The following is a 25547-nucleotide window of genomic DNA, read 5'->3' on the forward strand; positions in this document are numbered from 1 at the left end:
TGGATCCTAGCTCCACCAGTTCACGGCGTGAGGCAAGCTGGGAAGGGCCTGCACCACCGTTCGCTCACGTCAATGGACAGGGCATCGAGGCTCATTATCCTCTTATTCCGTCAAGAAAAGGGACGAGCAGTGGCCGACTTCCTCGATCCTGCGGGCCGCTCGAAGCGAATGTCCCGCATCCGATCACGGGACACCAAGCCCGAACTTCTGCTCCGGCGATCGCTGCACGCACTGGGCCTTCGGTACAGGCTGGGCGGTGCTGGCCTTCCTGGGAAGCCGGATCTGGTATTCCCCCGCTATAGGACAGTCATCTTCGTGCATGGATGCTTCTGGCATAGACATTCGGGATGTAGAGTGGCAACGACCCCGAAATCGAACACGGCGTTCTGGACGCACAAGTTCGAGCGGAATGTCGCGCGTGACGCCGAGGCAGCACGCCGCCTCGCTGCGTTGGGCTGGCAGGTCCTCGTCGCCTGGGAATGCGAGATCGTCACCAAGTCGCGCTTGGGCGCGACTGCTCAGCGATTGGCCCATAAAATTTGGCACGGCACCAGATCGTCCTAGAGCTTCTTGCACGAAGCTACGAACTCGAAAAACGGCAACCCTCGGACCACCTCGCCAGGGACGTCGAAAGACTTATAGAGACACTGGTGGTTTTTCAAGGACTTCACTCGCTCGGCAAGCTCCGCGAGTGAGCCTGTCATGCCCAGGGTGGAAAGCTCAGCGGGCGTGACGTTCGGGACTTTGTGGATGAACCAGGTGAGCAGCGGGTCGCGGTAGTCGGTAGCGTTCACCTTGAAGTGCCGAAGGTATTGAGACGCCAAGATGACGCCCGCTCCGAACTCCCGCCCTTGCAGCAGCAACTTGCGCAGCACATCGAATTCGTAGCGCATGATGTTGTCAGCTTCGTCGACGAGTAGGTATGAGTCGATCGCGCGAAGCTGCGGGTCAGATCCCAGGAACGGTCTCTTGGGTGTTTTTAGCATGTTCTCGTAGAACAAGTTGAGCATGACCGCGACCAGCATGTTCTTGCTCCGGTCGTCCTGCCCGAGCGCGTCGAGCGATATCACCAACACGCCGTTGAAAAAATCATCGAAGGGGACCGTTTTGCGAGGGTCTGCTTCGAAGACTTCCAGATCGGTTAGGTCGCCGATAATGGAGGAAACGGAATCAGGCTTACCATCGATGATCCCGTCGTAGGACTCGGCGACGTTGTAGAGAGTCGGCTGCTCGCCCGGCAGGCCCGTGTCGTAGGCGTGCCGGATGGCTCGCTTCAGCCTGTCTCGCTGTACGGGGCCGATGCCCGAATAGATCTTGTCTAGTACGTCGCTGAAGAAGAGGTAGCGTTGCAACCATGGCGCGGCCGCTTCCTCCATTGTCCGGGTGTCGAACAGGTTGATCGGTAGCTTGTGTGGCTTGACGACCCGGGCACCAGTGGCCCGAGCGAAATCCTCGCTGCTGTAATCCCGCTTGTAGTCAAAGATCAGAAAACGGGGGCGCAGACCGCGGTTTGCGGTGGATGCTTCGGTGATCTGTAGGATGATCGACTTGAGGAGTTGAGTCTTGCCTGTCCCAAGGTCCCCAACGACACCCATATTCAGGTGGTTCAAGCGGGTGTCTGAGACGTTGAGCGTCACCGGTCGCGTCTCGAAGCCGCCAATGGAGGAGCCGACACGAAGATTTATGCCCATGCTGGTACGGGACGGCGCGACGGTGGGAGGATCGGCAACCACAGTCTGCTGCAGAACCGGATCGGACACTGATGCTGCAGGTACCACGACACCCGAGGCCTCGCCCTCCTCAACAGCCGTCGAGGCGGGCGTTGCTGGGAGGCCACTATCTCCCTCCATTGGGAACAGCTGCCAGTTGCCTACCTTCGCTCGCACGCTGTCGTAGAACGACGCCGGGTCTCCGCCTACGATCCTGCCTGCATCGTCCAGCCCGATGATTATAGTCTCGTCGAAACCATCGCTGTCTTGATCCCTCACCGAGCTCCTCGGGCTGGCGTCGATGATGATCAGGCGCCCTCGCCCATCGACCTGAATGTCCGCTTCACTCGCAAGGATGGCACCGGCGATCCTTTGGTGGAACAGGGACCACTTCTCTTGATCCACGACATCCGGGTGCTGACTGTACACCCGCATGCCGAAGCCGACGAGTGAGAGCACGATGTGCTGGAACGCGAGGGTCCATGCTCTGGGCTGCCCCTCGCCCGCATGCATGGCCTGGATAAGCCTCGAGAGCGTCTTGGCCTGCTCGAGCGCATCTCCTACTTCGGCGCTGGGAAAGATAGAGCTCGGCCGACACTTTACCTCGACCGGCGTCAGGCGAAGGCTGACGCCGGCCGGCGTGATCCTTATCCCAACCGTTAGGAGGTCGGGCCGGGCGAGGGAGGCGTCCTTCCGCTCAGAAGGCATGCTCCGTGCCAAATCCGACATGTAGCCGCGGAAAGGGTCCACGGGCACTATCACCGCGAGGTGGGCGTCGTCTTCGCTCCCGCCGATTACAGGAAGTAAACTTGCCGTGTCGGCGCCGATCCGGAACCTGTCCTGAAGCAGCCGGACTGCGAGGAATAGCCCGAGGTTCCCGGTCGCGCCTGCGTCGTCGCCGGCCAGACCCTTGACGGTCGGGATTCCTCTACGGGCGATCTCAAGAAGGACGTTCCGGACGTAGTCCTTGTCCAGGGCTGCGCAGCCGGGAAGCTTGGACAGGGCCTTAGCTAGCACCTCCCGATCCGCATCCTTAACGGACGACAACAGATAATAGCCGTTCGTGTCCCCAGCCCGGTTGGAGTAAGATGGCAAGTCGTAGTCCCAAAGGTAGGCTCCTTCCAGCCATCCGCCGAGAAAGCAGGCGGGATCGATGGCGGAGGACGATACGGCAACGTAGTCGGTGCGCCGGCGCCCCAGCATGTCTTGGATGGCATTGACATTGGGCGCGAAGCTAAGGCCGCAGCGTTGATCGCCCAGATTCTCAAGGGCGGCGACGCAGGCGCCGACCTTATCCGCAAGGCTATCACCCGAGAAGGGTGCGGGCAGCGCCTGGCGTGACTCACTCAGAAAGGCATTGGGCAGCTGCCGGCGTATGCGATGCCTGATCAGGGCCGCCGGGGCTATTGGGGTTTGCGTCGGGACGCTGGTGACGCTCGGCTCCGACATGTCGAGCTGAGCAATAATGCCTAGGTCAGGCACGGCGCTTACAGGCTGGCGATCAAACCATCTGACGGCGTTGGCTGTGTCCTCTGAGAGGTTGGCGATCGTCGCGTCCTCTGGCCGTGAGGCGGCGTCTCGATCATCGTAGATGTCGACACTTCGCGAACCGACAGACTGGCGGATGGGCCGCCGGTCGTCTTGTCGGTACTGGCGCGTGCACCACTCGATCAGGCCCTGATTGCAGGCATCAGTGGCTCCTCCGGCACTCGCAACGGCGACGCTCACCAGCGGCTTCGCGGCGACAAGGTCGAAGACGTCCTCCAGAGCCCGGCCCACCTGGGCTGCGCTGAAGCCCGCAGAAATCCCCCCGACCGAAATGCCGAAGCCTGTTCCGAAGGGCGCCAGACGCGACCGGTCCGCGAGTCCCCTGAGCTGCCTGCCATTCCACAGCACCGACCAGTAGTCGGTGCCATTCTCCACCGCGACAAAGTTCACTCGCTCCACGCCGACGGCCGACCTCAGCGCAATGCTAAGAACGTCGGGCACGCAGTCTGGGTCGAGCACGCTGACGGCGGGACAGGGACGCTCCGCCTCATCGGCTTCCAGCAGCACGCCCTGCGCAACGGTGTGCCAGGCGATGCGGATGGGATGGAGGGGAGAGAGCAAGACGGCGTCCGGAATCCGGGAGAGTGTGCGCCCGTCGGACTCGAGGGTTGTGACGGCGGCCACGTCCACCCAGCACGCCACATCCGGGTCCGCGGCTAGCCAGGCCTGGTAGGCGGACAAGTACTGCTCGACGATTTCGCAGAATGCTGGGTCGGAGGCCGCCCACTTTCCTAATTGCGCGGACTCCACGAGTCCGGTCTCATCGCCGCCGCCGCGGATCCAACGACCAATCTCCGCCCTTGCCTCGACGAACCCCGCTGGGGGAACGAACTCGGACGGGTCGGGCCGTGGGTCCTTCAGGAACCGGCCGGACGAGAAGACCGGGCCGGCCGGTTCCGTCCACGTCGGCTGGACCCATGCGTCCACGTAGTCATTCGCGATAACGATCGGCTGGTAGGATCTCTCGATCAGGTCGGCCGAGAGCATCCAATCCTGCAGACTCGACGCACGGGCGTTGCGGTCCGGCTGCACGATGGAGCGAGCGTCCGAGGGTTGGAGGCGCCGCCGATTGGCCCTGATTAACCGCTCAAACTCGCTCTTACAGCCGTCTTGCTGCCCCTCCTCGATCGCGAGGGACACGCGGCAGACAACCCTCTCCATCCTTCCATCGGCAATGGGGCGCCTGAAGCTGACGTCAAGCTGATAGTTGCCGTCGACCTCAACCTCCACCTGAAAGTGGCCCTGGCGAATGGCGCGTACCGGCAGGCCGACGGGCGCGTCGCCGCGTTCTGCCGCGTCCTCGGTGTTGCCACTGGCCTGACCATCAATCTCTACGCCTGGCGAGGCGAATACGAGGAGGTCATAGCGGCCCGCGCCAGGCAGCAGCAGTTGAGACTCAAGCTCCGGCCCCCCCCTGCTCTTCCGGCGCTTCGGCGGGCTCAACTTTCTCGCCAAGCGGCAGGCCACGTAGATGCCGGGTGCCCACGTGGCGAGAGAGACAACCTTGATCGCGCCCGGCTTGAAGCGGTCCGCAGATGCGACGTAGCGCATGGGCGAGCGATGTGAGGGCGGGGTCCAGTCGACGAAGACTCGCTCGCTGCTGGCCCGGACTTGACCGATAACCTTGCCGCCAGCCCCGGCCGGAGTTCGCTCGATGGTAACCACGGCGTCGCTCGTCGCCGGCCCCACCGTCTCGAACTCCAGATCGACCTCACTCATCACCAATACTGGCATGCCACGCGCAAACGGCATGATGCCGTTGGTGCACACCATCCGTATGTCACCGGTGGCGGCCGCTTCCTCGATGAGGAGCTCCGACCACTTCTCGACCGTCAGGTCGTTCCACCATCTCGGCCGAGCGTCCAGATTTAAGCCGTCGAACGGCCCGTAAAAGGCCGCAGCCGAGCGCTCAAATGCAGTGGGGCGGTCACAAACGGACCGCAGGTGGTCCAAGAACTCGGCAAGGCCCGCCGCATCCTCCTCGCTTGCCCCTTCCTGCGCGCGCGAGATGCCGACACCAAAGCCATCGGACAGCGCATCGGCGATCTTCTCCAGGGTAGCTACCTGTTCCCGCAGGGAGAGGTTGCGCTCCTTAGTTCTAGGCAGGCCGCAAGCCAGACTAAGGAGTTCGCTTTCGTTGAGCTGCGAGCCGCCGGGGTATGGCGCACAGACCCTAGAGATCACCCGCCAGGCACGGCCCCTCTGTGTTCGGTCGACATCGACCTCGTCCGCAGCTGCCGCGGCATACTCGATAAGTGCCCTGGCCTGCTCCCAGTCGGCCTCCCTGATCTTTGCCTCCGACAAGGCCGCGCCAACAACGTCCTGCAGGAACTCGTCCGACCACCAAGCCTCGAATGGAACGTTGCCGGCGTTGTTGGATGCCGCCATGCCGAATTCGTGGGTCGTTGTGGACACAGACCTGTTACTATGCTGTCCAGGCGGGATCAGCGCCACGAATGTTGGCTTGGCAGGTGAATTTCGAAGGTTAAGAAGGTGGGTGTCGTCGCACCAGCCCGAGGAGCCTACCGCAGGATTGGCTTGCCCAGGCTCGAGCTGAGCCACCTGAAGCAGGACGGGCACCGTGACACTATCAGCCATCAGGCAGGCGAAGGCGTCAGCGAGGATCTCCAAAGGCGGCCCATGGAATATGAGCCTAACCTCCACCCCGTCCTCGGCTGCAGTTTGGTCGATCTTGGCGCGGACGAAGCCGGCGAGGATCTTCGCGAGTCGGTTCAAGCGGCGGCCTCCACAAAAGGAGGCACGAGCAGCATCCCGCTCTCTGCGTCCGGGCTATCGAGAACAAGGCCAAGCATCCGCAGCTGGTGGCCAAGATCATTCTGCGCGATGTCGCGGTGGTCGACGCTTATTCCGTACCCCCGGAGGTGTTGCGCCAGTCGCCGCACAGATCTTGGGCCCGATGTCTTTGATAGCGCGCAGTGGACGAGGGCCAGTACCGCGACCGGTCCCAGCGCGACGATCCAGGGGCTTGAGTTGCGCGTCCCGCGCTTCCTAAGGGCGTAGCCCTGATCATAGCCCCGGAGCACGGCGTTCGCCGCCTGCCGCTGGCCAAGCACGTGCCGGGCGAACTCCGTGATGTTGGACCCGATCCCCTTCCGGCAGATGATGGTGTGGTTCTCCCTCTCCTGTAGCTCGGAGACGAGCTCCGCCAGCCCTAGCCGGTCGAGCGTTGCGCGATCCGCCCGCACACCCTCGCAAAGCGCGAGCACGCCGGCAGCCGACCACAGGTTTCCGGGAACATCCTTCCCGCCCTCGGCCAGTGACCAGAGCGTAGCGTTCAGCCCGAGGCGCGCCATAAGGAAAGCCGAGGTCTGGTCCTTCACCATGGCGAGCGCCCGGTCGCCATAGGACAGCATCGCGAGGCTGCGGGGGAGCATCGCTTCCCTCGCCTCCTCAAGTGTCGTCGGCCCGCCGCCCGATAAGGCACTCCGGACACAGCGCCACGTGCGGTCGTGGATCTCGCACAGCCACAGCACATGGGACACCACGCCGATGCGTAGGATCGCCTCCAGCAAGCTGGTCCACTGGCGGCGCGTGAGTGAGCTCTTGGCGTCGATGATGGCTTCGATGTCCTCGGCAAACTGCCGGGCCGGATATCGCAGCCCGTCCTGATCAGCGAGGTCGAGCATGGGCATCGGGATCGAGGGCGCCCTTGTCCAGACCGACCCAGAGGCCCATGCCGCGAGCTCGCGCTGCAGGAAGCGCGCAAAAATATCATCGTCGTTCGCGACGGAAAGAGCATCAAATAGGTTAGCCCAGAGCTTTTCGGCCGCAGCTGCGCTGGACGCACCGAGCCAGACCATGCGCCGGACGAGCACGCCCGGCGACCAAGGGTTCCCGGCAAGCCGGGCCGAGCCCGAGAACGCGGCTGTCTGCGGGACGATTGGCATTACCTGCAGGAACCGCTTCGACGCCTTGCTGGGAAGCTTGGGACTCTCCAATGCCGAGTGAAGCATCATGTTGAAGGAGTCTGCGTCCAGCGCCGCGCCCTCACGTGATCGCTTCCGGTTGCGGTACTTCCGGATCTCCCGATCCAGATCGCGCCCGGCTTGCGGCACAGACCCCTCTGAGAGGCCTTGGAACCCGGCAGCACGATAGAGCGAGGAGAGGATCACCTCGGAGCTCGCGTACTCGGGCGCAGGCGTCATCGCCAAGGCTGACTGCGAGTACATGGGATGGGACGTCTGCCAGGGCTCGTCCCTGAACTTGGCCAACGTCATCGCGCCACGCTCTCCCTGCGGGCGACGAAGCCATGTCGCCGTTCCTCCACGACCACCCCATCGGTGCCGATGCGCAGACCCGCCCGATCGAGGATTTCCGGATCACGGACGATCGGGCCTGAGAGCCGGGCGCGGGTCGTGTCAAGAAGCGCGAGCACCGTCCGCGGCAGCGACGCCACCGACATGCCTTCACGAAGCTCCTTCACCGCTTTGAACAGGTCGAATGTCAAGGCAATTGGTTGGCCCGATTTCCCGCTTCCGACCCGCAGGTAGGCTATAGGCCGCGCGGGTCGGTCTGGGGCGTCCTCTTCCAGCGGCCGCACCGGCCGTGCTGGAACCACCAGCGTCGCCCTCTGCGCGGTTGGCGGAAGCGGTTGGCCGAATGTTGTCGTCAGTGAGATCTCAAAGTTCTGTCGAGAGTTCAGCAGCCGCTCTACCTCGAGTGCGACCTCGTAGAGCTCATTGCCGCCCGGATACTCAGTAACCTTCTGGAACTCGGAGAGAATGGCGGCGTCGAGTACCGCTCCGCTTCGGGCGCCGAGGGTGCGGCGCACAGTCCGGCAGGCAAAGTCCCGCACCAGTCGCTGCACTCTGGTCGCGGTGGCGGGGCGACTTCTGCGTGCGGCGTCCTGAGAAAGATCGGAGTCCAGCACGGCGAGCCGCTCCAGTAAGTCGACCTCGACCCGCATCAGTATCTGGCTGCGGCGGACATAGTCCAGGCCTTCCCTTACAGACCGACTAAATCTAATGTCGAGTTCCCTATAGGAATAAGCCGTCCTTTGGCTGACGCGGACCTCGGTCTCGGGCGCCGCAAGGGCGGGATCTGTCGTCCGAACGAGGCCGTCCAGCGACGCGCCGATGGTCGTCGGCAGGTACTGGCCTCGCCTGGACACAAGGAACCAGTGCAACCCCATGGCCGTGTTGTCGTCCTCAAGGCCAAGGTCGCGGATGTCGCGCAGGAGCGACGCCCCTGCGTCACGATCCCAGCAGTGAAAGAGTGCATGCTGGTATTGGGCGCTTACGAGCTGGAAGATCGCCGTCGAGGTATCCTTAGACGGCTTCCCCTTGCGCCGAGCCAGCTCGTCTGCCTGGACCAGCGAAGCTGCCCAACGGCACGGGTCGAGGCGGGCGTCCTTGGCACCAGGTCGGTGACCAGCGAGGAGATAGGACACCAGCGAGAAGAGATCGCGGAAGCTCCAGCGCTTGCCGCTCGCCACCTCGTACCAACGGAGGAGGTCGAGTAGCGCGCCTTGCTCGCGGTCACGCGAGAGAACCTGGCGGCTCCCGCAGAAGGGACAACCAGATCCAGCAGCACAGCTGCCGGCCGCCGGCCATTTCGCCTCGTTGAGCGCCAGATTGAGCAACGCCCTCGCCGGCGATTCGCCGCCGGCGTCCGTCGGCAGCAGCAAGGACTCGACATCCATCGGCCAAACGGCGACTTCGGGAAAGTCCTTCAAGGGCCAGCACGGCGGGGCGTCTGGAAAGAGACTGACCGCGCGCGCGATCGCCTCGAGGAGCCGCTGGCTGTCATCGTCTCTCGAATCGATGGCCTCGACCAGAGCATCGTCAAGAATGCCGCGGTTCACACAACAGAGGTACGTCTCGCGCCGGCCGGCCTCGACCGCACGCTTCAACTCGTCTCGCAGAAGCTGAGCCGCTGTCCGGGTCTCCCCGCCAGTGACGGCGGACGCATCTTGGACGATGGCCAAGGTCCCGAGTCCCTCGCAAGCCATGACCTGATCAAGGTCCACGCATACAAGCCGCGGCGCGATTCCGTCTGGCGGCGCGAACGCGTTCCGAAGCAATGCGACGAGTGCGCCATTGGCGCCAACACCTTCGTCGAGCCACCGGATTGTCGACTCGATCGCCTCGGTCTTGCCATTACCGGGCCCACCGACAAGCAAGAGGATTCGCGGCGCCCCGGGCGCCCGCTTCGAGAAGGTGCGAGCCCATTCACCCAGCCGGTCGAGGAGGTTCGTTCTCAGGACGGTCTCGCCCGGCCGGCCGCTCGCGTCATCGAAGAGGCGGCGCACCCCTCCCGAGCGATTGCCGGCCCAGTTCTGGAGCTCAACCGGAAAGGTGCAGTCCGCGACGTCGGTCATGCAGCTAGTCTTCCGCGGCCGACCCTATGCCGCACCAGGGCGTAGCCGAGCAGGACTTCACCCCACATCTCCGCGATCAGGGGCGGAACAGCGTTTGCTACTTGCGTGAAGCGCGGGACTTCATGGCGGCGCAGGCCGCCGCCTGTCGTATACTTACCCTTGAAAACAAACCAATCCGGGAACGTCTGGAGCCGGGCGTTCTCTCGTACTGTGAGCGTGCGAGGCTCCGAGTAGTGGAGCAAGTCGTCCGGCATGCTGGTGATGGTAGGCGCCACATTGTCCGGATCAAGAACACGGGTCGCTATCTTGTTCATACCGTGTCGCTCTCGCATTTCGCGGTTTAGCTGGACGCCCAGCCGTCCTGCCTCTCGGCATTCCTGAATTATCCTGCTGAAGCGCTCAATGATATGCGGCCGGTGCTGGGCGAGCCGCGTGTCCGATATCTCTCCCTCGAAGCCGTCGCGCAGGAGCCGCTGGAAGTCGGTGCGGGGTGGCTTGGTGCGTATGCTCAGGTATCCCTTCGAGTCCAGGCACGGTCCGGTGCCGGCGTGGCTACGCTCCAGGTCCGAGATCGCCTCCTTGCAGGTCATGCGCGAGCACAGGCCCCTCTTGGCCAGGAACTTGACCTTGGAGGCCTGCAGCTTAGCAAAGGGATCTTCGGCTCGTGACGGCTCCCATCCCTCGAACTTGAGAAGGCCGACTAAGAAGAAGCGCGGCCGCTGTTGGGGGACACCATACTCTGAGCACCGGATGGTGTCGGCATACACGTGGTAGTTCTCGCCCAGCCGGCACATGATGTCGTTGGCGAAGTTGCGCCTGCCCTCGGCCTCATTGCCGCCAGCGAAGTCGTAGGTGATTCCTCTCACGTTCTCGATCAGCACCATCTTAGGGCGGATGGCGTCGACGAACTCGAGATACCGCTCCACAAGCTGGTTGCGGGGATCGCCCGGGTGCCGTCTACCGGCGCTTGAAAAGCCCTGGCATGGTGGCCCTCCAGCGAGAAGATCGATCTTGCCCCTGAGGTTTACCAGTTCGTCCGGGTGGGCCTCCATCAGCGCCTCGATGGTCCAAGGCTTCTTCTCGAGCCATTCGGGCCAGACGAAGCGGTAGCGGTCACCATCATCGATCAGGTTATGCTTGAGCGTGTCGAATGCAAACGCGTCTTTCTCGATCGCGAAAAGGCCCTTCCACCCGGCTTTAAGGAGGCCGAGACTCAGTCCGCCGCAGCCTGCGAATACATCAATGAACAGTGGCTCGTCGTGATCCACACTTGCCCCCAACTCGCCTCCACGCCGACGCGAACCGGGTTGGAGGCTGGCCAATTGCTCGCGCCTCGAAACCCCCGTTTCCGCCCGGGGAGGTTCGGCCACGCATTGAACCAGCGAGAACAAAAGGTGTCCATCCCCGAAGCAGCGAAGCTTGGCATTTCCGGCCGCAGGATGCTTAGCTATAGCAAGCGGCTCTGGGCGCCAAGCGGCTCGGAGGATCGTCAAACCGCTTTCGTAAATAATTTCCGCAGGGCGGGTTGAGGAACGGAGACGGCAGGCTCAGAAGCGGAATGACTCCCACGTGGTGAGCGGGTAGGCCCTTGACTAGAAACTGCTTTTTCTGAAATTGGAGGCCGGCAGGCTGTGGACTGCGTGCTTCGAGTTCGGATCAGGGGATCCCTGGCCGGCGGAGCAAGGACGGGTGCTCATGTCGGCAGGTGCCGTCCGGCATGACCGGACAGGCGTCCGTGGCAGTGGCAATCCGGCCGATCAGGTAGCTGGCGAGGGTGATGAAACCGGGCGTCGGGACAGTGGGCGTGGCCAGGGCAGGCACGTGATGAGATCGTGCGTCCCATGCGGGACGATCTCATCGTTCGGGTCGGTCTATAGTGCCGGGACTCCTCCCGGGGCGCCATACAGTGATCCTCTTGGCGGCTTGAGCTTCAGTGCCGTAGGCGGAGAGCGGACGGTCGGCGCGGAAGTTGAGGCCGCGCCCACTCGTGCTCTCTGGCAGGTGGGGTGGAACCGGCTATGGCCGGACGGGATCTAGTGCACTGACGCCGACGTAAACACCATGTTCTAGTCCATTAACGACCTGCAAATAGAGGAGAGATCGCGCTGAGCTATGTACGTTTTGATGGCGTCAATGCACTAGATGGAGTATGGGCATTAGTTCGGCCGGGGAGTTTGTTCTACGCCGCGAAACGCTCACGCCCATGAGGCCTGCGCGCTTCGCGTCCGAGGACGATGTCTAACGGCTCCTCGGCACATTTCCAGCGCCGCTCGTAGGCGAACAGATTGCTGCCGTAGCGCCCCGGCAGTTTGTACTCATCTCACGCGAGCAGGCGGTAGCTTCGGAGGAGGGATCTGCAGGTTAAATAATACAACGGAATAATCGAAATGAAGACGCAGAAGGTAGACATTCGGATTGCACATGAAAGCTGATCTCATCGCGCTCGATCTCGAGATGCGAGCCTGCGTGCGTTGTGCCCAGGTGCTGCAGAAGCATCCGGTAAACCCGCCCCGCGATGCATCACCAGTAGTTCCCCGACCCGTGTTCTCGCCGCCTATGCGGGCGCCCTTGATGCTGGTTGGCCAAGCCCCTGGGATCACGGAGTACGGGACGGGCACGCCGTTTTCCGGACAGGCCGGTGGCGGCGCGCGGGCATTATTTGTTGATTGTGGCCTGCGAGAGAGCGAGTTCGACCGTGCAGTCTACCAGACATCAGCGGCGAAGTGTTTCCCAGGCCGCCGCCTGAACGCGGCTAGATGGGAGGATCGCCCGCCTTGCGCCGCAATGCTGCAGAACTGCGGCGGGTTCCTGCGACGTCAAATCGAGATGGTAAGCCCCGTCGTCATCGTCGCAATGGGAGGAGTTGCTATCAAAATGATGGATAGTATGCGCAGTCTGCCTTCCCGTTCTGTAATGAAGGCGGCAGGCACGGCAGAAAAATGGGATAGTAAGCTGTTAGTCCATATTGCTCACACGTCTGGAGGCAATCGATTTCTCAATAAGCCGGAAAATAAGGCACGACAACAACGCGCGAAAGATATTATTAGAGAAGAGATTGTCAGATTGAGAGCAGAAAACCGCTTATAGATACGCGTATATTCCGAACGCAAACACGACAATAGTAGCGGCCATGCACTATTGGTTTGGAGTTGCAGGTTTAACCGTGTCTTGCGACTGAGGATGACGAGCGCCCACGGGCGTTCGGCGGTCAGTGCGACTATCAAGGGGATGCTGGTCGAGGGCGGCAGGTTGAAGTCGAAATCGTTGGCTACGGCGACATGTTCCTCGGACTGCATCCGCGTCGCAGAAGGCGACACGCCCGAACGGATCGAGGTGATATGGCGAGGCCTCTGGCGGAGTAGACACGCCGATGAGGAGCCAGGGGTGGAGGGTTGTGCAGGCCACGCCGGCGCCGCGCCAACAACAGGAGCCGAGCGCCGGTCCGGGGATCGGTGGCGCCGGGTCAGGGTGCCGACGGCGGCGTGCGCCAGATGACGCGCCGGCGTAGATGAGCAGCGCCACGCGGAGATAGTCGTGCAACCTGCGTGTACCGTGCCTTGACCCGGACGATGGCGGCTCCGGCGGCACCGGTAGGGACGAGTGCTGTGACGGGCCTAACTGGAGCTCCGGGGAAGCGGTCGAGTCAGGTTCGGATCGGCCATGAACCCGGGCGAGGGGCCGGTGCGGACTTGCACGGCACAGGATCGACGCCGCGCGCCTGCGGCAAACGCGGTGTCGCCCACGCCCGGGCCGATGCCGTAACCGTCCCGACCGGCAGACACCGGCGGGACGGTCGAGGAACGTCAGCGCGTGGGGCTCATTTATTTCATCACTCTGAGGCTGGACGAGCCCTTGGGTTCAAGCGGTCGTCGCAACACCATCTTGCACGGCAGCCAGCACAGCGTCGAGCGCCTCTGCCGGCGTCTTCCAGTTCAGCGTCTTGCGCGGTCTGCTGTTGAGGGCTGCGGCCACAGCAGCAAGATCGTTCGCGCTGTGGGCGCTCAGATCCGTTCCTTTCGGGAAGTACTGTCGCAGTAACCCGTTCGTATTCTCGTTCGTCCCCCGCTGCCAGGGTGAGCGTGGATCGCAGAAGTAGACCTGCAGACCCGCGTCGATCCGCAAGCGCGCGTGCTCGGCCATCTCGGTACCCTGGTCCCAGGTCAACGAGCGCCGCAGCTGCTCGGGCAAGCGCGCGATCGTGCCGGCGATCGCCTCGCGCACCGCCTGGGCCCCGTGCCCCGCCAGCGCCGGGCCGTTCTTCGCACGCGGTGTCACCCCATGGCCGTCCATCGGCGGAAGATGCAGCAGCATCGTAAAGCGCGTCGTGCGCTCGACCAGGGTCCCGATCGCCGAACTCTTCAGACCCAGGATCAGATCTCCTTCCCAGTGCCCCGGCACCGCGCGGTCCTCCACCTCGGGCGGACGCTCGCTGATGAGCACCTCGGGGGTGACGAACGACCTGCCTCGGCCCAGGCTGCGGGCCCGCGGCACACGCAAAGCCCGTCCTGTGCGAAGACACGCGGTCAGCTCACGCTTCAGCGCGCCCCGGCCCTGGATGTAGAGCGCCTGATAGATCGCCTCGTGACTGATGCGCATCGTCGTATCGCCCGGAAAGTCGAGCCGTAGGCGCTCGGCGATCTGCTGCGGACTCCAGGATCGACCCCATCGCCGGCTCTGGCGTCGCCCGTGCCGCCGTCCCTTCCAGGCAACGCTAGGGCCAGGCAGAGCGCTCCCGCCCGGTGTCGCGACAGTTCCGGCGAGCCGCTCCTGCACGTACGTCCGCAGCGCTGCGTTCCCCGCCAGTTTTGCTGGCTTGGGCCGGCGTGCCGCGCGTTCAGCGTGCCACTGCGCGGTCGTGGCGCGATAGTCCAGGCCGCCACTGCGGGTCGCCGCATTGCGGCGCAATTCCCGCGAGATGGTCGACGCCGCCCGTCCCAGACGCCGAGCGACGTCCCGGACCCCGTGACCTTGCGCTTGTAGGATCGCGATCTCCTCCCGCTCAGCCAACGACAGGTAGCGCGCAGAAGGCGACTTGGATGATGGTGACAGGTGGGAAGGTGCCATTCCGCCTGCTGTCCGGAACCACCGCGAGCCGACCGGTGGCGAGATCCCGAGCTTCATCGCTGCGACCTCGCTGGAGAGACCCTGCGCGAGGAACGCCCAGAACCCCCGCCGCGTCTCGCGCAGACCGACCCCGGGACGACCCGGTGACCGCAGCTTCTCGCGAAGTGCCCGATCCGAACGCCGCCGACCTGCCATCACAACCGCCCTCCGCCAAGCCGTTGCGACGACCACTTGAATCCACCGCCTGTCGTCAGGTGGGCCGCCGCGCACACGGAGCCGGCCCAGGTACCGAACGCAGCCGTGTAGCTATGCAGTTCCTCGAGCAGACCGCAAAGCCACCGAGTGCGCCGTTCTGTCGAAGGTCCGCTGGCCCAAAGGGCCCCACGTCGTGCTTCCAACTTCGCAATGGTCGCTAAGGACTTGTATAGTGCTCCGCGGCGCGGTTGATCGTGTCAACAGATCTATCGCCGACCTACTCCTCTGCCGACGGCGCCGTGGGCGTCTGTTCCACATAATGTTTCTGTCTGACACCGACGAACTTAAGCAGGCTGGGTTATATTTGAATGCGGTAACTCGCACCGCGCAGCCCAACGCAGGTGGGCGAGGCGCGTCTGGATCCAACCTGCCACCGTGACGCTGTCCGGGGCATTCGGCGCTAGCTGTGCCAACCGCGCCTCCAACCGCGCGATCATGGCCTCCCGGAGTGCCGCGGGAGAGGCGTCGGTTGTACCCTCACTCCCGGAAAGCGACGACGGCTCCTTCGACACGTCAGACGTGGCGGCATCGATAGTGCGCGTGACTCGACTCACCAGATCTTGAATAGCCTGGACGGCCTCATAGGCCGCGCCGGGCTGACCGCTGCGCACCGCGTCCGCCAAGTCCCGGCAGGCGGCCGTGAGCGGGATGGCATTCAGGTCGCGATCGCAGGCGAGGAAGGCGGCGAGGGCAGCCTGCAGGGCCGCCGCGTAGCGGGCCTCAGCCGCGCCCTGCTCGTCCGGTGCTTCCGTGCTCTCGTCGCTTGGCAGCAGCGACGCGAGAGCGTCAGCCAGCTTCGTCGCAACCCCGCTGCCGAGGGGACCGCCTGCGTAGGGTTCGTGTTCGGCGAGCGCGCTCATCAAGTCGTACCGGACGCAGGTGGGGTCCATTCGGGCGAGGTAGGCCGCGTAGACGGCAAGCGTGTTGAAGGCGGCGTCTGTGTCGTCAGGGGCGTCCGCGCTGGGCGGTGATGCCGCGGCTGACTTCGCCGGGCGCAGGCTGGCCAGCGCTTGCTGAAGCCAAGCGTTGGCTGCGTCGGGATCATGATGCGGAATGCTGTCGGGAGCGATGGCGGGAGTCGTGGTCATGGGGAGGGCTCCGAGGTGGATCAAGGGCGCGGCTGGGACGGCGGCAGGGCGGCGTCGGCCTGAACGGTGCGGTGTCTGGGACACGCCGCCCGTAAGCTGCTCGATGTTCTGGGTGGCTGGGTCGCCCGGGGCGGCACCGTTCCACACGAGGTTATACGTCTTGCGCGGAGTACCGGCGCTGTGGTTCGAACCCCGCGGGCAGGGCATTGGGGCCGGTCGTGCGCCAGGAATCACGCTCGTGGTGCAACTGCGCCAGACGATCCTCCAGCCACAGTTCGCGCTCGGCGTCCCAGTCTCCGCAGCCCCGCAGTGTCCCGCGGCGGGGCTCGAGTTCCGCAATCTTCTCGTCGTACCCGCCGCAGCCGCACTCTTGCGGCAGGCAGGCGAGATAGCGGCGCAACGAGAAGTAAGGCCAGAGGGCGGCGTCCGGGGCTCGCGGATGGGCCGCCTCGTAGGGGACAACGCCAAGAAGGATTCGGAGGCGGTCGACGGCCGCGAACGCGCGCGCTGGGTCGCCGAGGTGGAAGGCCGTCTCGAACCGCCCGCAGACGTTCTCGAATGGCTCGAAGTGGATGTCGGGCTCGACGGCGAGGAAGCGCAGCAGGCCGAGATCGATGACCGCGCCCAACTGACGGTTCAGTGCGCCGTTGAAGGGCAGGCCCAGTTCGCGTTGAGCGATGAGGACCGGGAGGAGGAACGCGTCGGGGGCGAACCAGAGGGTTTCGTGGGTGACCTTGTCGACGCAGGCGTTGTTGATGAAGGTGAGGGTAACCAAGTCGAACTCGGAGAACGCCTCGTACGGGCTGAGGGAGGCAGCGTAGCCGGCACTGACCCGCAGCACGTCGAGCGCGGCCGCGCAGACGACGGGGTAAGGCGTAGCGGGGTCGTCCGCCGCGGCTGCGAATGCGGCGAGCAGGGGCGGCAGCGTGGCGCGGCCTAGGGAGCGTTCGTCATCGAGGGCTCGGGCCGGCAGATCGGTTGCAGGAGTCAGTATGTCGGTCATGCGTGGCTCCGGGTTCATGGACAGGGTTGGGCAGGGTGGGAAACGGGTACGGCCTCAGGGCGAGAGGTTGGGCTTTGGCATCGGCGGCCCGCGGGGTTGCGGTCCCGTGCACCCGACTGTCCCGGTAGCCGCCCGATGGCGCGCGGTACCACCGACACGGCAGCCATCAGCGTGATGCGCGCTCATTGCTGATCGCACACCGGTGAGCGCGTCGTGGGCGGGGGCAGCGTTCGACTCTCGGCCTTGCTCGATGAGGGAGCGGCCAGGAACACGGGGGTGTCGTGACCCCGAGCGAGGAGGACGCCGGCCGACCCACCGCGCCGTAGGCCGATCAGCAAACGGTCGCCGCTCTCAGCCGCTGTGAGGACCCACCGTAGGGTGTCGGCCGACAGGTGGACGGAGGACGAATGCAAACGGCGCGCGGATCTAGCCGGTGGTCGTGCGGGCGAGCCGATTGCCACCCGCGGTTCGCCGCCCCAGGCCGGGTCGACGGCCAGCATCTCCGAGGCCGCGCTGTGCCAGGACAAGGCGACGGTGACACCGTGGTCGGGGATGCCGCCGCTCGCGCGCAGGCAGGCGAACAGGGCAGGACAACCGATCTCGACGTACACGCGGTAGGCATCGTCGGTCTGGTCGTGGTCCGAGCGTACCTCGTCGAGTGATACGGATGGATCGAAGGTCACATGCAGTTCGGAGGTGTCGAGCCGCAGGCGCGGGTTGGGCGGCCGCGGCCGGGCGAGAAGGTCGCCGGGATGCGCGAGGACACGGGTGAGGGCGCCGAGCGGGAGGTCGGGGACCATGAGCGAGGCCGGCCAGCGGGCGCCGCGGCTGACGAGTACGGTGGGCACATGCCCGGGATGGGCGCCGACAGCGGGGGTGGCAGCGCCAGGCGGATCATGTTGCGGCGTCAGACTGAAGAAGGCACTGCGCAGGCGGACATCGAGCCGGGGCGGCTCGTCGGCTCGCGGCGGGGTCTCGAACGCAGCCTGCATCACCGCGGTTTTGCCCCCGGCTGTGATCGCGATGCGGCCAGCGGTAGGCTCGAGGACAAAGTCGAGGCGCCGCGCGTTTGCCGCTGGAAGGCTCCCTCCGAGGTGGTCATCCCGTCCAACGAGGCGGAGGACCTCGCTCACCGTGAGGGTGAAGCCGCGCGTCGGCAGGTCGTTGCGAGTGCGGCGCAGGCCCACGGCTGAGGTGAATTGTGTACCGGCCCAAGTGGTGCTGAGCGTGAGTTGGTGCGGGTGGAAGCACAGCCGGGTCGGCACCGGCTCGGCATCGTAGGGAACTTGGATGGCCGTGTAGGCCTGTTCGAGAACGCTGCGGTCGAGGGTGACGCGATAGACCAGCGGGGCGTGGGCGGACGGCTCAGAGCTGGCAGCCTCTTTGCGAGCGCCCCCAATGTCGGCGGCGAGGTCGGGATGGTGATCCAAGGCGTCTGGACCAACCGGCGGGAAATCTCTGGGCATGCTGACGCGACCTTGAAATATACCAGTACAGTCAGATTGGATTCGGCTGTATTAATTTATAACAGGTCTATATATTGAGTTGATATAGTATTTTTCTGGTAGAGCTATAGAGTTTCACGTCCATTGTTGTGCGATACGTTTCTCGACGTTCGCGATGCGTATGCCGCCCGTGCCTGCGAAAACGGATATGCGCGGGCCAGTTGCCCGGTCCGCGGCGTAGGGGCGTAGGTTCAGATGACGCCGAGGCGCAGGAGCCAGGAGGGGTGGCCGTGTCGGCAGATGCCGTCCGGCTCGACGAGGCAGCCGTCCGTGGTCTCGGCGACGGCCTCGAACAGGAACTGAGCGAGGGTGACGAACCCCGGCTCCGGGGTGGTGGGCTCGGGCCAGGGCAGACCGGTGACGGGATCACGTGTGACGTGCGGGACCAGCGCATCTTCGGGATCGTCGGTGGCGAGGCAGGGGGATAGCTGGATCTGGTTCATACGGTGATCCTCCCCATGGTGCGGGCCGCGGCGGGGTAGGCCGAGAGCGGGCGGTCGGCGATGAAGTAGAGGTCACGCTCGACGGGTAGACGAAGGCGGCCCCGGAGGGCCGCGAGTTCGAGCAGGCAGACGTAGCCGAGTTCGGGCGAGCCAAGGCCGGCGTCGCAGAGGCCGATGGCACGGGTCGGCTCGGCCGGATCGAGTTCGATGAGGAGCCAGGTGGCGGGGCCGTCTGGCATGAACAGCTTCACCACGGGAGGTGGGTCGATCTCCTCGCCACGAGCGGTGCGGCTGCCGTTGGCGAGGAGCTGCTGACGAAGGGAAGCGGTGAGGAGCGGTCGGACCATTAGCGCACCTCCGGGGCCGGGCGGCGGGGCGCCGGGGAACGGGCTGACGTGCGGAGCGCGCCAACGGGTGCCTTGTCCTTGGGCCTGCGCGCCAGGCGAACAGCTGCTGTGCTTGATGAAGGTGCTGTCACGGATTCAGTGGGTCGCCGTCGTGGCCGGCGGGCAGGGCGAGCTTGGCCGCGCGATGAAGTGGCCACAGGGGCGGCGACTGCGTCCGCAACCGGTGTTGCTGACGAAGGGGGTGGCAGCAGCGCGACCGGTGCCCCGGCCGGCGGCGGATCGCGGTCGGGCGTGGAGGGCTCAGCTAGGACGAGGTCGAGGACAGGTCGCAGGTCGAGATACCGGTGCCAGAGGTAACCCGCCTCCGCGCCGCCGCCCGCCTGCGCCAGCGCGGAGACGAAGGACTCGAGCGTGAGGGCGGAGAAGCCGGTCGTGGCTGGCGATGAACCGCCGGGATCGGTGAGCTGGGTGGTGTAGATGCTGGTGGCGGCCGACACGCGCCGGTTCAGCTGTGGGGCGAGGACGAGGAGGTGCGCCCGCGGGGTTACGCCGTGACGAACAGCGAGCTGTGCGAGGAGGTGCAGGCGCCAGAACTGCTCCAGCAGGGTGGAGCGGAGCGCCGGACTGTCGGGATCATGATGAAGGGCAGCCTCGCGGCTGGCCTCGTCGTAGCGGGGGCGGTGCGTGGCGGCCGCCCCGGTGCAGCCTTCGCCGTATTTGACCTCGATGAAGACGGTGGCCCTCTCCCCTTCCGGCGTGATCACCGTCAGCGCAGCGTCGAAGGCGGTGCCGTCGTTCAAGTAGCGGGGATCGTGCCGGCCCGGCGAGGTTTCGAAGCGGATGCCGGTGACGCGGGTGACGAAGGCCGGCAGGAGCTGCCGGAAGACAGCCGTCGCCAGGTCGAGGTCGAGGGCCAGCGGGGCGAACAGGTTGTACGTGAGCGCCTCGGAGCTGAGCAGGTTCCGATGAAGGCGGTCGTAGTGGACGAGAGCGCCCTCCTCGCGCAGGACGAGGCTGCGGCGCACAAACTGATGCACCGTTGAGCTGATGAAGTTGAGGCCGTTGGCGGCGTCGGCTGGCCGGAGCGTGGAGCCGAGGAGGGCAGGAACAACGGCACGGCTGCCGCCCGTGCAATGAAGGCCAGCCGGTAAGCCTAGCACCGATTCTCGCCAGAGGGACTGGCGCAGGCGGGCGGCGGCGCGGAAGCGGGTGTCTGTGAGGATGAAGCAGGCGTGCTGACGAAGGAGCGCCTCAGGGATGAGGGGTGCGCGGGTGAGCGGCCGGACGAACGCCGACTCCGGTGCGGCATCTTCGGATGAAAAGCGGTGGTCCATGAAGCTGGCCTCGGGCTACGAGGAGAGACAGCCGGAGGTTCAGCGCTGCAGAACAGATCTTGCGAGCGCCGGCGGAAAGGCCGCCGGGAGCGAAGGTTGAGAGGTATGTTAGCTGGTGAAGCATAGGGGAGTGCCGAGGGCGCAGGGATGGCGAGCTGTACTTCCCTGTAGCCCGCTTGGCTGCGGAAACAGGCACGTAGCCGTCACCCTCCGCTGGATCTCCTCACTTGCCGGGGTTACAGGGGTTATGAAAGTATGTAGCCCGCGGGCCAGCGGGAACGCAGGCTGTTATAGGCCCACACACCCAGCGTTTTACAGAGACGCCGAAGCATCGAGCTTTATGGGCGGTGCGGAGATGCACTAGGAGTTGACACTCGGCTTGCGCGTTTGGGATGGCTGCTCACAACCCCTTTCAGGCTTTCGGAAGGTCTGCTGGCCGGCACCCTGCCGAACCTGCCGCCTCGAAACACGACGCAGGCGCGGACATCGTCAGCCTGAAACGATGCAGCGTCATCAGGGAGGCGCGTTCGCGGGTCCTATCGAGGAAGCAGCCCCGATGAGACCTGCGGTCTTGAGCATGGATGGGCGAACATGAATTCGTTTAAGTCGGTGATCGGCAGCGGACTGCTTGTGGCCGGTTTGCTGATAACAGCTGGGCCGGCTGTGGCGGCCGGGAGTGATGACGGTTTCGCAGCGTTCTGGACGCAATTCAAAGCTGCCGTGGGCAAGAGCGATCAGAAGGCGGTATCGCAGATGATCAAATTCCCGGTGTTTTACAACGATCTACGGCAAGCCGCTGATTTCCCCGTGATCTGGAAGGGTGCTTTCAACCCAGCGCAGCGGAGGTGTCTTGCCAAGGAGAAGACCGGCAAGGAAACCCAAGAGGGCAAGGTCGTTTATTCGGCTTTCTGCGACGACATCATCTACTACTTCAGCAAGGAAGACGCCGGCTGGAGATTAACAAATTTTGGCGTAAACGATTGATCAGCCTGGTCTCGGCCGGTGCACGAATAGCTGCGCTGGACGCTTTGCCGAACGGCCGCTTTCTGGTGTCTGGCCAATGGCCGACACCCACCCCGAGCAGACCTTCGTTGGTGGCGTTGGTGGCGTCTAAAATTTCCGCTCGGGGTCAGCCGCTGCCCCTTTAGGGATTCATGAGAAGCTGATTCGTGGCCTCATAAATCTCGCTGCGCCAGGCAAGTTGATGAAGCCAGCGCTTCGGGATAGCGGAGGCGCCGGAAAGAGCGCCAGCGAGCTGGCCGGTGACGGCGCCGATAGTGGCAGCGTCCTCACCAGGGACAGAGACCCGTCTTCGGCGCTGCTCAGTCGACCGCTGTCAGATTCCTGAGGCGGTGGAGGAGGTCCCGAAGCTTCTTTGACGGGGGCCCGTGACTGACGATCGAGACATCAAGGTCGGCCGCGATCATCAAGCGACACGCGCGCAAGATGGCATCATCGATCCAGGCATCCTCGTTCCCGAAGGCACCTCCGCCTAAACGGGTCAGGAGAACGCGGTTTGTGCCACCGCGTGCAGAGTTCAGGAGGCTGGCTAGCAGCGTCGCTTCATAGGCGGCTTCAAGAACAAGGCGTGCAAACGGTTCCCAAGCCGATGAAGCGATGTTCGAATAGGCCACGGGAAGGGCAGAGCAGAAGGCCTGGGTGACGAGTGGTCCCGGACCACGCGCGTCGGTCGCCTCGACATCCCAGTGCACCCCGATCCGAAGCAGCCCGCGCAAGGCATCGAGGGTCGCGGCGTCAGCGACCCTCAGATGCATGCTGATCGCAGACAAGCCAGCTTCCTTCGCGAGCGCGTAGCCATTCTGCATGCGCCAGAGTGCGGACATGCTCGTCCCGAGACGCCGAGCAAGTTCGAGGCCGAGGTCTGCCAGCGCGTCGAGCTGCCGATCGGCTGTCTGACCGGCTTCATCGGCGATGGGGACGAGGTAGTTGCGGTAGATGGTGGCCGCACCGGCTGCCATGGCACAGGCGGGGCCCTGCGTGCCGTCGTGCGCGTAGCCTGTGACGCCATCTTCGGGCGTCACGTCCGGCCCGACCATCTCCAGCAGGTTGAACTGCGAGGCGACCTGGAACAGAGCACCGCGGTTGTCCGGCATTTGGTGCAGTGCCCGCACGTCGCCCTCCACAATCGACAGCCGCAGGCGTCCCTGCCGACCGATGGCTTGGGCACGGGTACGCAGCTCGGACAAGGCGGGTAGTTCGAGCACTCCGACGGCGTAGCTCCGCTGCTTAGCATCCGAGCGGAGCCGTCCATCAACGACGGACAACCGCCGCTTCGTCTCCTCGTAGGTGGTCTCTTGGAAGCCGGTGAGCCGCTCGAACCAATCCATGAGTGCCTCGCTGAGCTCGTGGGGAGAGATGAACGGCAAAGGCTGGGCTTGGGAGCGCCCATGCAGGTTTGGATTTCCACGGAGATCCCGTTGCGGGTGGTTCAAGGTACGGGAGTTCCTGTGCACCGACGTGCCGTAGAAGGCGACGTAGCCGATCTCTCATCCGACGGGGCGGCTGCCTTGGTCATAGAGGAAGACTGTGACAGCAAAGGACCATTCCCGCTCGGCACGCAGGACAGCTTCGCGCACGGTCGTGTTGTAGGCCTCCAGCACGTGGAAGGCATTCGGTGCGTGCTCGAGCTCCGCCATGTCGAAGTGAAATGTGCCATCGGGCCGCTGAGCGCTGTCGTGAGCGGATGGTTCGAACACGGCATCGACCTGCGGGCACGTGCGGTCGGTGCGATGGTCGACGATGTTGCCGAGCATGAAGGGGCCTCCAAGAGCTGCGAGACATGAAGATCTCGGTCTGTGTGGAACAGCCGTAGCTTCAGCCAGGCGGGGCAGAAGTTGCGGGCGTCAGTGAGGATGAAGGCGGCGGGCCTGGATCGCCGGGAGGTCGCCGTCTGCCGGAGGGGCGGTGGGGACCGGCACGGCGACAGGGGGGAAGGTGCGCTCCTGGAGAGAGGGAGCGGCGGCGGCGTAGCGGGGAGTGCTCTGCGGCGGATGAGGTGATCCGCCGGAGGAGGGGGTGTCCCGTTGATGTAGCTCGGCAACCAGCGAGTACGCAGGCCAAATTGGCCCTATGCATACAGCGTTTTACAGACACGCGAATCACAGCGCTTCTCAACTCTGAGCGGCAGAGATGCGCCAGGAGCGGAGTCTTGCTGCCTCCCTGAGAGCGGCCGCGACCTGATCCGTGATCAGCAGGGGTTCGGAGCACAGCGCTCGTTATTCGTCAGAGCTTTAGGGCGCTGAGGGCGCACCGACGTCCATAGAGGGACGTCAAGTGAGAACAAGGATGAACGGTGAGAGACAGCGTGCCGGCGGATCGGATGATCCGCCGGTGTTGTGAGGAGTATGAGTGGATATAGTGACTGATACAGCACTTAAATAGTGACTGATACAGCACTTAAGCAGCACTTCATGCACATACATCCATAGCGCTTGAGTCTGCGCGTCGAGTCAGTGCCTATGTGTCTGCAGCAGGTTGAGTACTTGGCGGTCTGCTGATTTATCAGCAACGATAAGACCAGCTTCACCGAGACGAAGTGAGAGTGTCTCACTAGAGGACCAGCGTGCCAGCCGTTCCAAATGGATGAAGTCGATCAGGTGCATCTCCGAGGCCGCTGCCACAAAGGCGGGATCAAGCAGTGAAGCTTCGGGCTCGACTTGGATGGCGAGTTCTGGTCTGACGTCAGGCTCAAACTGCGACTTGGCCGAAAGCAGCATCTTGACCGGCGTGTTAAGCACGGCGCTGGCCACTGGAGGGTTGGGAAAGGCCACGCCTCCGAGGCGTTCACCGTGTTGAACCCGCAGGAAGTAGCGGAACGTCGTCAGAATTTGCCACAACTTCTCCCGATTAACTGCGGCATGAACTAGAGCATCCGATTCAGCCTCGCGTAGCGTTCGGTCGATGCCCGGGATAATGTCGTGAGTCGGGCGTTTGGCCCACAGCGTAAGCACACCGTCGTCGAACCGGTACCAGCCGGGGGAGGACGATACGGTTGTCTGACCCGCCCGAAAGCGCTGGAGCACGCTGATGAGCTGGGTTGCGTCGCCGGCGTGAAACTTAATAGTCAGCCCCGCCAGTGCCGGGTGCTCGAACACGGAGAATGTATCATCAGACGCCGCCCGCATGCGGCCGCCCGACACGTCGATCGTTTGATAGCGCGGGTCGCCGGCACCACCAGCAAGACTGACGAACACCGCCTCTAGGCCCTGAACGAGGACGTCCGGCCGGACGGGCTGCGGGGGTGAAAACGACTCGGCGTTCCATGGTTGATCGTCCGGTGCTGCTGGAACGGTCGCGAACGGGAGGACGCCGGTCTCAAGATAGACATAGAGGTATTGCTCGACTGGATGGAAGCCGAGCTTGAGCACAGCCGACGAAACGACATTCTTTTTCGCATGGGCGAAGGCATCGCGCATCTTCGCGTGTTTCAGCCTGAAGCTTACGTCTTGCACGAAGGGGATGCCGGGCGAGAGCGCCAGCGGGATTTCAGTGGTGCAGTGCAGGGTGGCGCTGTGCGTCGTAAGGCGCAGCGCCTCAGGCCGAATGGTACAGGCTACCTGGTTGGTGAGGCGCTCGCCCTTCGCGAGACCCTTCGTCTGCACGAAACCGGTGGCGACGAGGGCGGCCTGCAGGTGGGGGCTGTCGACGGAGAACCGGCAGACCTGATCGCTGACGAAGGTCTCTGTAGCCTTGATCTCGAGCAGCACAGCCTGGAGCGACTTCGCAAGCGCGGCCTTTTGGGTCTTCTGCTGCCTGAGGAGTGCCAGGGCCTGCACGACCTCCGGGGACAGCCCCTGGTTCGGCTCGACGTCGTTGCCGGGGCCCCCTGCCTCCTCGCCGTCCATCTTGATCCCTCGTCGCGGTTGGGTGTGGCACAGGGAACCGAGTAAA

18 protein-coding genes are annotated in these 25547 nt (G+C 64.3%); 3 read left to right on the forward strand and 15 right to left on the reverse strand.

What is annotated here, in order from left to right; all coding sequences use genetic code 11:
- Window positions 1–168: 168 nt before the first annotated feature.
- A complete protein-coding gene (locus QA634_RS07555) occupies window positions 169–564 on the forward strand; it encodes a very short patch repair endonuclease (protein WP_445928387.1) in 396 nt (131 codons plus the stop codon).
- Here QA634_RS07555 and QA634_RS07560 read toward each other — a convergent pair.
- From QA634_RS07560 to QA634_RS07575, 4 genes are read right to left on the reverse strand one after another with little or no spacing between them, the layout of a single operon-like run.
- The gene (locus QA634_RS07560; protein ID WP_012331410.1) at window positions 561–5993 is read right to left on the reverse strand and encodes a hypothetical protein; all 5433 of its coding nucleotides are present in this window, start codon (window positions 5991–5993) and stop codon (window positions 561–563) included. The two genes, QA634_RS07555 and QA634_RS07560, sit on opposite strands and share 4 nt — an antisense overlap.
- Complete coding sequence (locus QA634_RS07565) at window positions 5990–7495, reverse strand: hypothetical protein (protein ID WP_012331411.1); 1506 nt, start codon at window positions 7493–7495, stop codon at window positions 5990–5992. Before QA634_RS07565 ends, QA634_RS07560 begins: the two co-directional genes overlap by 4 nt.
- Window positions 7492–9597: an ATP-binding protein gene (locus QA634_RS07570; protein WP_012331412.1), complete on the reverse strand. Its 2106-nt coding sequence runs from the start codon at window positions 9595–9597 to the stop codon at window positions 7492–7494. Before QA634_RS07570 ends, QA634_RS07565 begins: the two co-directional genes overlap by 4 nt.
- Window positions 9594–10865 carry a DNA cytosine methyltransferase gene (locus QA634_RS07575; RefSeq protein ID WP_012331413.1) on the reverse strand — a complete coding sequence of 424 codons (1272 nt, stop codon included), beginning with the start codon at window positions 10863–10865 and terminating at the stop codon, window positions 9594–9596. The genes QA634_RS07570 and QA634_RS07575 overlap by 4 nt, the downstream gene beginning before the upstream one ends.
- A 1153-nt stretch (window positions 10866–12018) precedes the next feature.
- Here QA634_RS07575 and QA634_RS07580 point away from each other — a divergent pair.
- Window positions 12019–12684 carry a uracil-DNA glycosylase family protein gene (locus tag QA634_RS07580; RefSeq protein ID WP_012331414.1) on the forward strand — a complete coding sequence of 222 codons (666 nt, stop codon included), beginning with the start codon at window positions 12019–12021 and terminating at the stop codon, window positions 12682–12684.
- 771 nt (window positions 12685–13455) lie between these two features.
- On the opposite strand, the gene QA634_RS07585 is transcribed toward QA634_RS07580, so the two are convergent.
- The 7 genes from QA634_RS07585 to QA634_RS07615 all read right to left on the reverse strand — a co-directional run bounded on the left by QA634_RS07585 (window position 13456) and on the right by QA634_RS07615 (window position 20636).
- Complete coding sequence (locus tag QA634_RS07585) at window positions 13456–14856, reverse strand: IS30-like element ISMtsp4 family transposase (RefSeq protein WP_012330561.1); 1401 nt, start codon at window positions 14854–14856, stop codon at window positions 13456–13458.
- Window positions 14857–15200: 344 nt separating this feature from the next.
- Entirely contained in the window at window positions 15201–16004 is an 804-nt protein-coding gene (locus QA634_RS07590; protein ID WP_012331415.1) for a hypothetical protein, read from the reverse strand.
- Window positions 16005–16155: 151 nt separating this feature from the next.
- Window positions 16156–17007, reverse strand: a complete 852-nt coding sequence (locus QA634_RS07595) for a hypothetical protein (RefSeq protein ID WP_012331416.1) — start codon at window positions 17005–17007, stop codon at window positions 16156–16158.
- Between the two features lie 182 nt (window positions 17008–17189).
- Window positions 17190–18473: a hypothetical protein gene (locus QA634_RS07600; RefSeq protein ID WP_012331417.1), complete on the reverse strand. Its 1284-nt coding sequence runs from the start codon at window positions 18471–18473 to the stop codon at window positions 17190–17192.
- Window positions 18474–18703: 230 nt separating this feature from the next.
- Window positions 18704–18955: a hypothetical protein gene (locus QA634_RS07605; protein WP_012331418.1), complete on the reverse strand. Its 252-nt coding sequence runs from the start codon at window positions 18953–18955 to the stop codon at window positions 18704–18706.
- A complete protein-coding gene (locus QA634_RS07610) occupies window positions 18952–19302 on the reverse strand; it encodes a DUF2958 domain-containing protein (protein ID WP_012331419.1) in 351 nt (116 codons plus the stop codon). The genes QA634_RS07605 and QA634_RS07610 overlap by 4 nt, the downstream gene beginning before the upstream one ends.
- Complete coding sequence (locus QA634_RS07615; protein ID WP_012331420.1) at window positions 19302–20636, reverse strand: PGN_0703 family putative restriction endonuclease; 1335 nt, start codon at window positions 20634–20636, stop codon at window positions 19302–19304. Before QA634_RS07615 ends, QA634_RS07610 begins: the two co-directional genes overlap by 1 nt.
- A gap of 591 nt (window positions 20637–21227) precedes the next feature.
- On the opposite strand from QA634_RS07615, the gene QA634_RS07620 reads away from it, so the two are divergent.
- The gene (locus QA634_RS07620) at window positions 21228–21620 is read left to right on the forward strand and encodes a hypothetical protein (protein WP_012331421.1); all 393 of its coding nucleotides are present in this window, start codon (window positions 21228–21230) and stop codon (window positions 21618–21620) included.
- Window positions 21621–21780: 160 nt separating this feature from the next.
- Here QA634_RS07620 and QA634_RS07625 read toward each other — a convergent pair whose 3' ends face one another.
- The 4 genes from QA634_RS07625 to QA634_RS07640 all read right to left on the reverse strand — a co-directional run bounded on the left by QA634_RS07625 (window position 21781) and on the right by QA634_RS07640 (window position 25501).
- Window positions 21781–21912 carry a hypothetical protein gene (locus tag QA634_RS07625; RefSeq protein WP_150108811.1) on the reverse strand — a complete coding sequence of 44 codons (132 nt, stop codon included), beginning with the start codon at window positions 21910–21912 and terminating at the stop codon, window positions 21781–21783.
- A 46-nt stretch (window positions 21913–21958) separates the two neighbouring features.
- Window positions 21959–22984: a hypothetical protein gene (locus tag QA634_RS07630; protein ID WP_012331422.1), complete on the reverse strand. Its 1026-nt coding sequence runs from the start codon at window positions 22982–22984 to the stop codon at window positions 21959–21961.
- A gap of 159 nt (window positions 22985–23143) precedes the next feature.
- Entirely contained in the window at window positions 23144–23410 is a 267-nt protein-coding gene (locus QA634_RS07635) for a hypothetical protein (RefSeq protein ID WP_012331423.1), read from the reverse strand.
- A gap of 696 nt (window positions 23411–24106) precedes the next feature.
- The gene (locus tag QA634_RS07640) at window positions 24107–25501 is read right to left on the reverse strand and encodes a hypothetical protein (protein WP_012331424.1); all 1395 of its coding nucleotides are present in this window, start codon (window positions 25499–25501) and stop codon (window positions 24107–24109) included.
- Between the last annotated feature and the right edge of the window lie 46 nt (window positions 25502–25547).

The organism is Methylobacterium sp. CB376 (genome assembly GCF_029714205.1).
Classification (GTDB): Bacteria; Pseudomonadota; Alphaproteobacteria; order Rhizobiales; family Beijerinckiaceae; genus Methylobacterium.

Coding starts and splice junctions, on each gene's coding strand:
- QA634_RS07565 (WP_012331411.1), bottom strand. CDS start 7,495: ATGACGTTGGCCAAGTTCAGGGACGAGCCCTGGCAGACGTCCCATCCC.
- QA634_RS07635 (WP_012331423.1), bottom strand. CDS start 23,410: ATGCTCGGCAACATCGTCGACCATCGCACCGACCGCACGTGCCCGCAG.
- QA634_RS07640 (WP_012331424.1), bottom strand. CDS start 25,501: ATGGACGGCGAGGAGGCAGGGGGCCCCGGCAACGACGTCGAGCCGAAC.
- QA634_RS07595 (WP_012331416.1), bottom strand. CDS start 17,007: ATGACCGACATACTGACTCCTGCAACCGATCTGCCGGCCCGAGCCCTC.
- QA634_RS07600 (WP_012331417.1), bottom strand. CDS start 18,473: ATGCCCAGAGATTTCCCGCCGGTTGGTCCAGACGCCTTGGATCACCAT.
- QA634_RS07580 (WP_012331414.1), top strand. CDS start 12,019: ATGAAAGCTGATCTCATCGCGCTCGATCTCGAGATGCGAGCCTGCGTG.
- QA634_RS07610 (WP_012331419.1), bottom strand. CDS start 19,302: ATGGTCCGACCGCTCCTCACCGCTTCCCTTCGTCAGCAGCTCCTCGCC.
- QA634_RS07605 (WP_012331418.1), bottom strand. CDS start 18,955: ATGAACCAGATCCAGCTATCCCCCTGCCTCGCCACCGACGATCCCGAA.
- QA634_RS07615 (WP_012331420.1), bottom strand. CDS start 20,636: ATGGACCACCGCTTTTCATCCGAAGATGCCGCACCGGAGTCGGCGTTC.
- QA634_RS07590 (WP_012331415.1), bottom strand. CDS start 16,004: ATGACCACGACTCCCGCCATCGCTCCCGACAGCATTCCGCATCATGAT.
- QA634_RS07585 (WP_012330561.1), bottom strand. CDS start 14,856: ATGGCAGGTCGGCGGCGTTCGGATCGGGCACTTCGCGAGAAGCTGCGG.
- QA634_RS07555 (WP_445928387.1), top strand. CDS start 169: ATGTCCCGCATCCGATCACGGGACACCAAGCCCGAACTTCTGCTCCGG.
- QA634_RS07620 (WP_012331421.1), top strand. CDS start 21,228: ATGAATTCGTTTAAGTCGGTGATCGGCAGCGGACTGCTTGTGGCCGGT.
- QA634_RS07630 (WP_012331422.1), bottom strand. CDS start 22,984: ATGGATTGGTTCGAGCGGCTCACCGGCTTCCAAGAGACCACCTACGAG.
- QA634_RS07570 (WP_012331412.1), bottom strand. CDS start 9,597: ATGACCGACGTCGCGGACTGCACCTTTCCGGTTGAGCTCCAGAACTGG.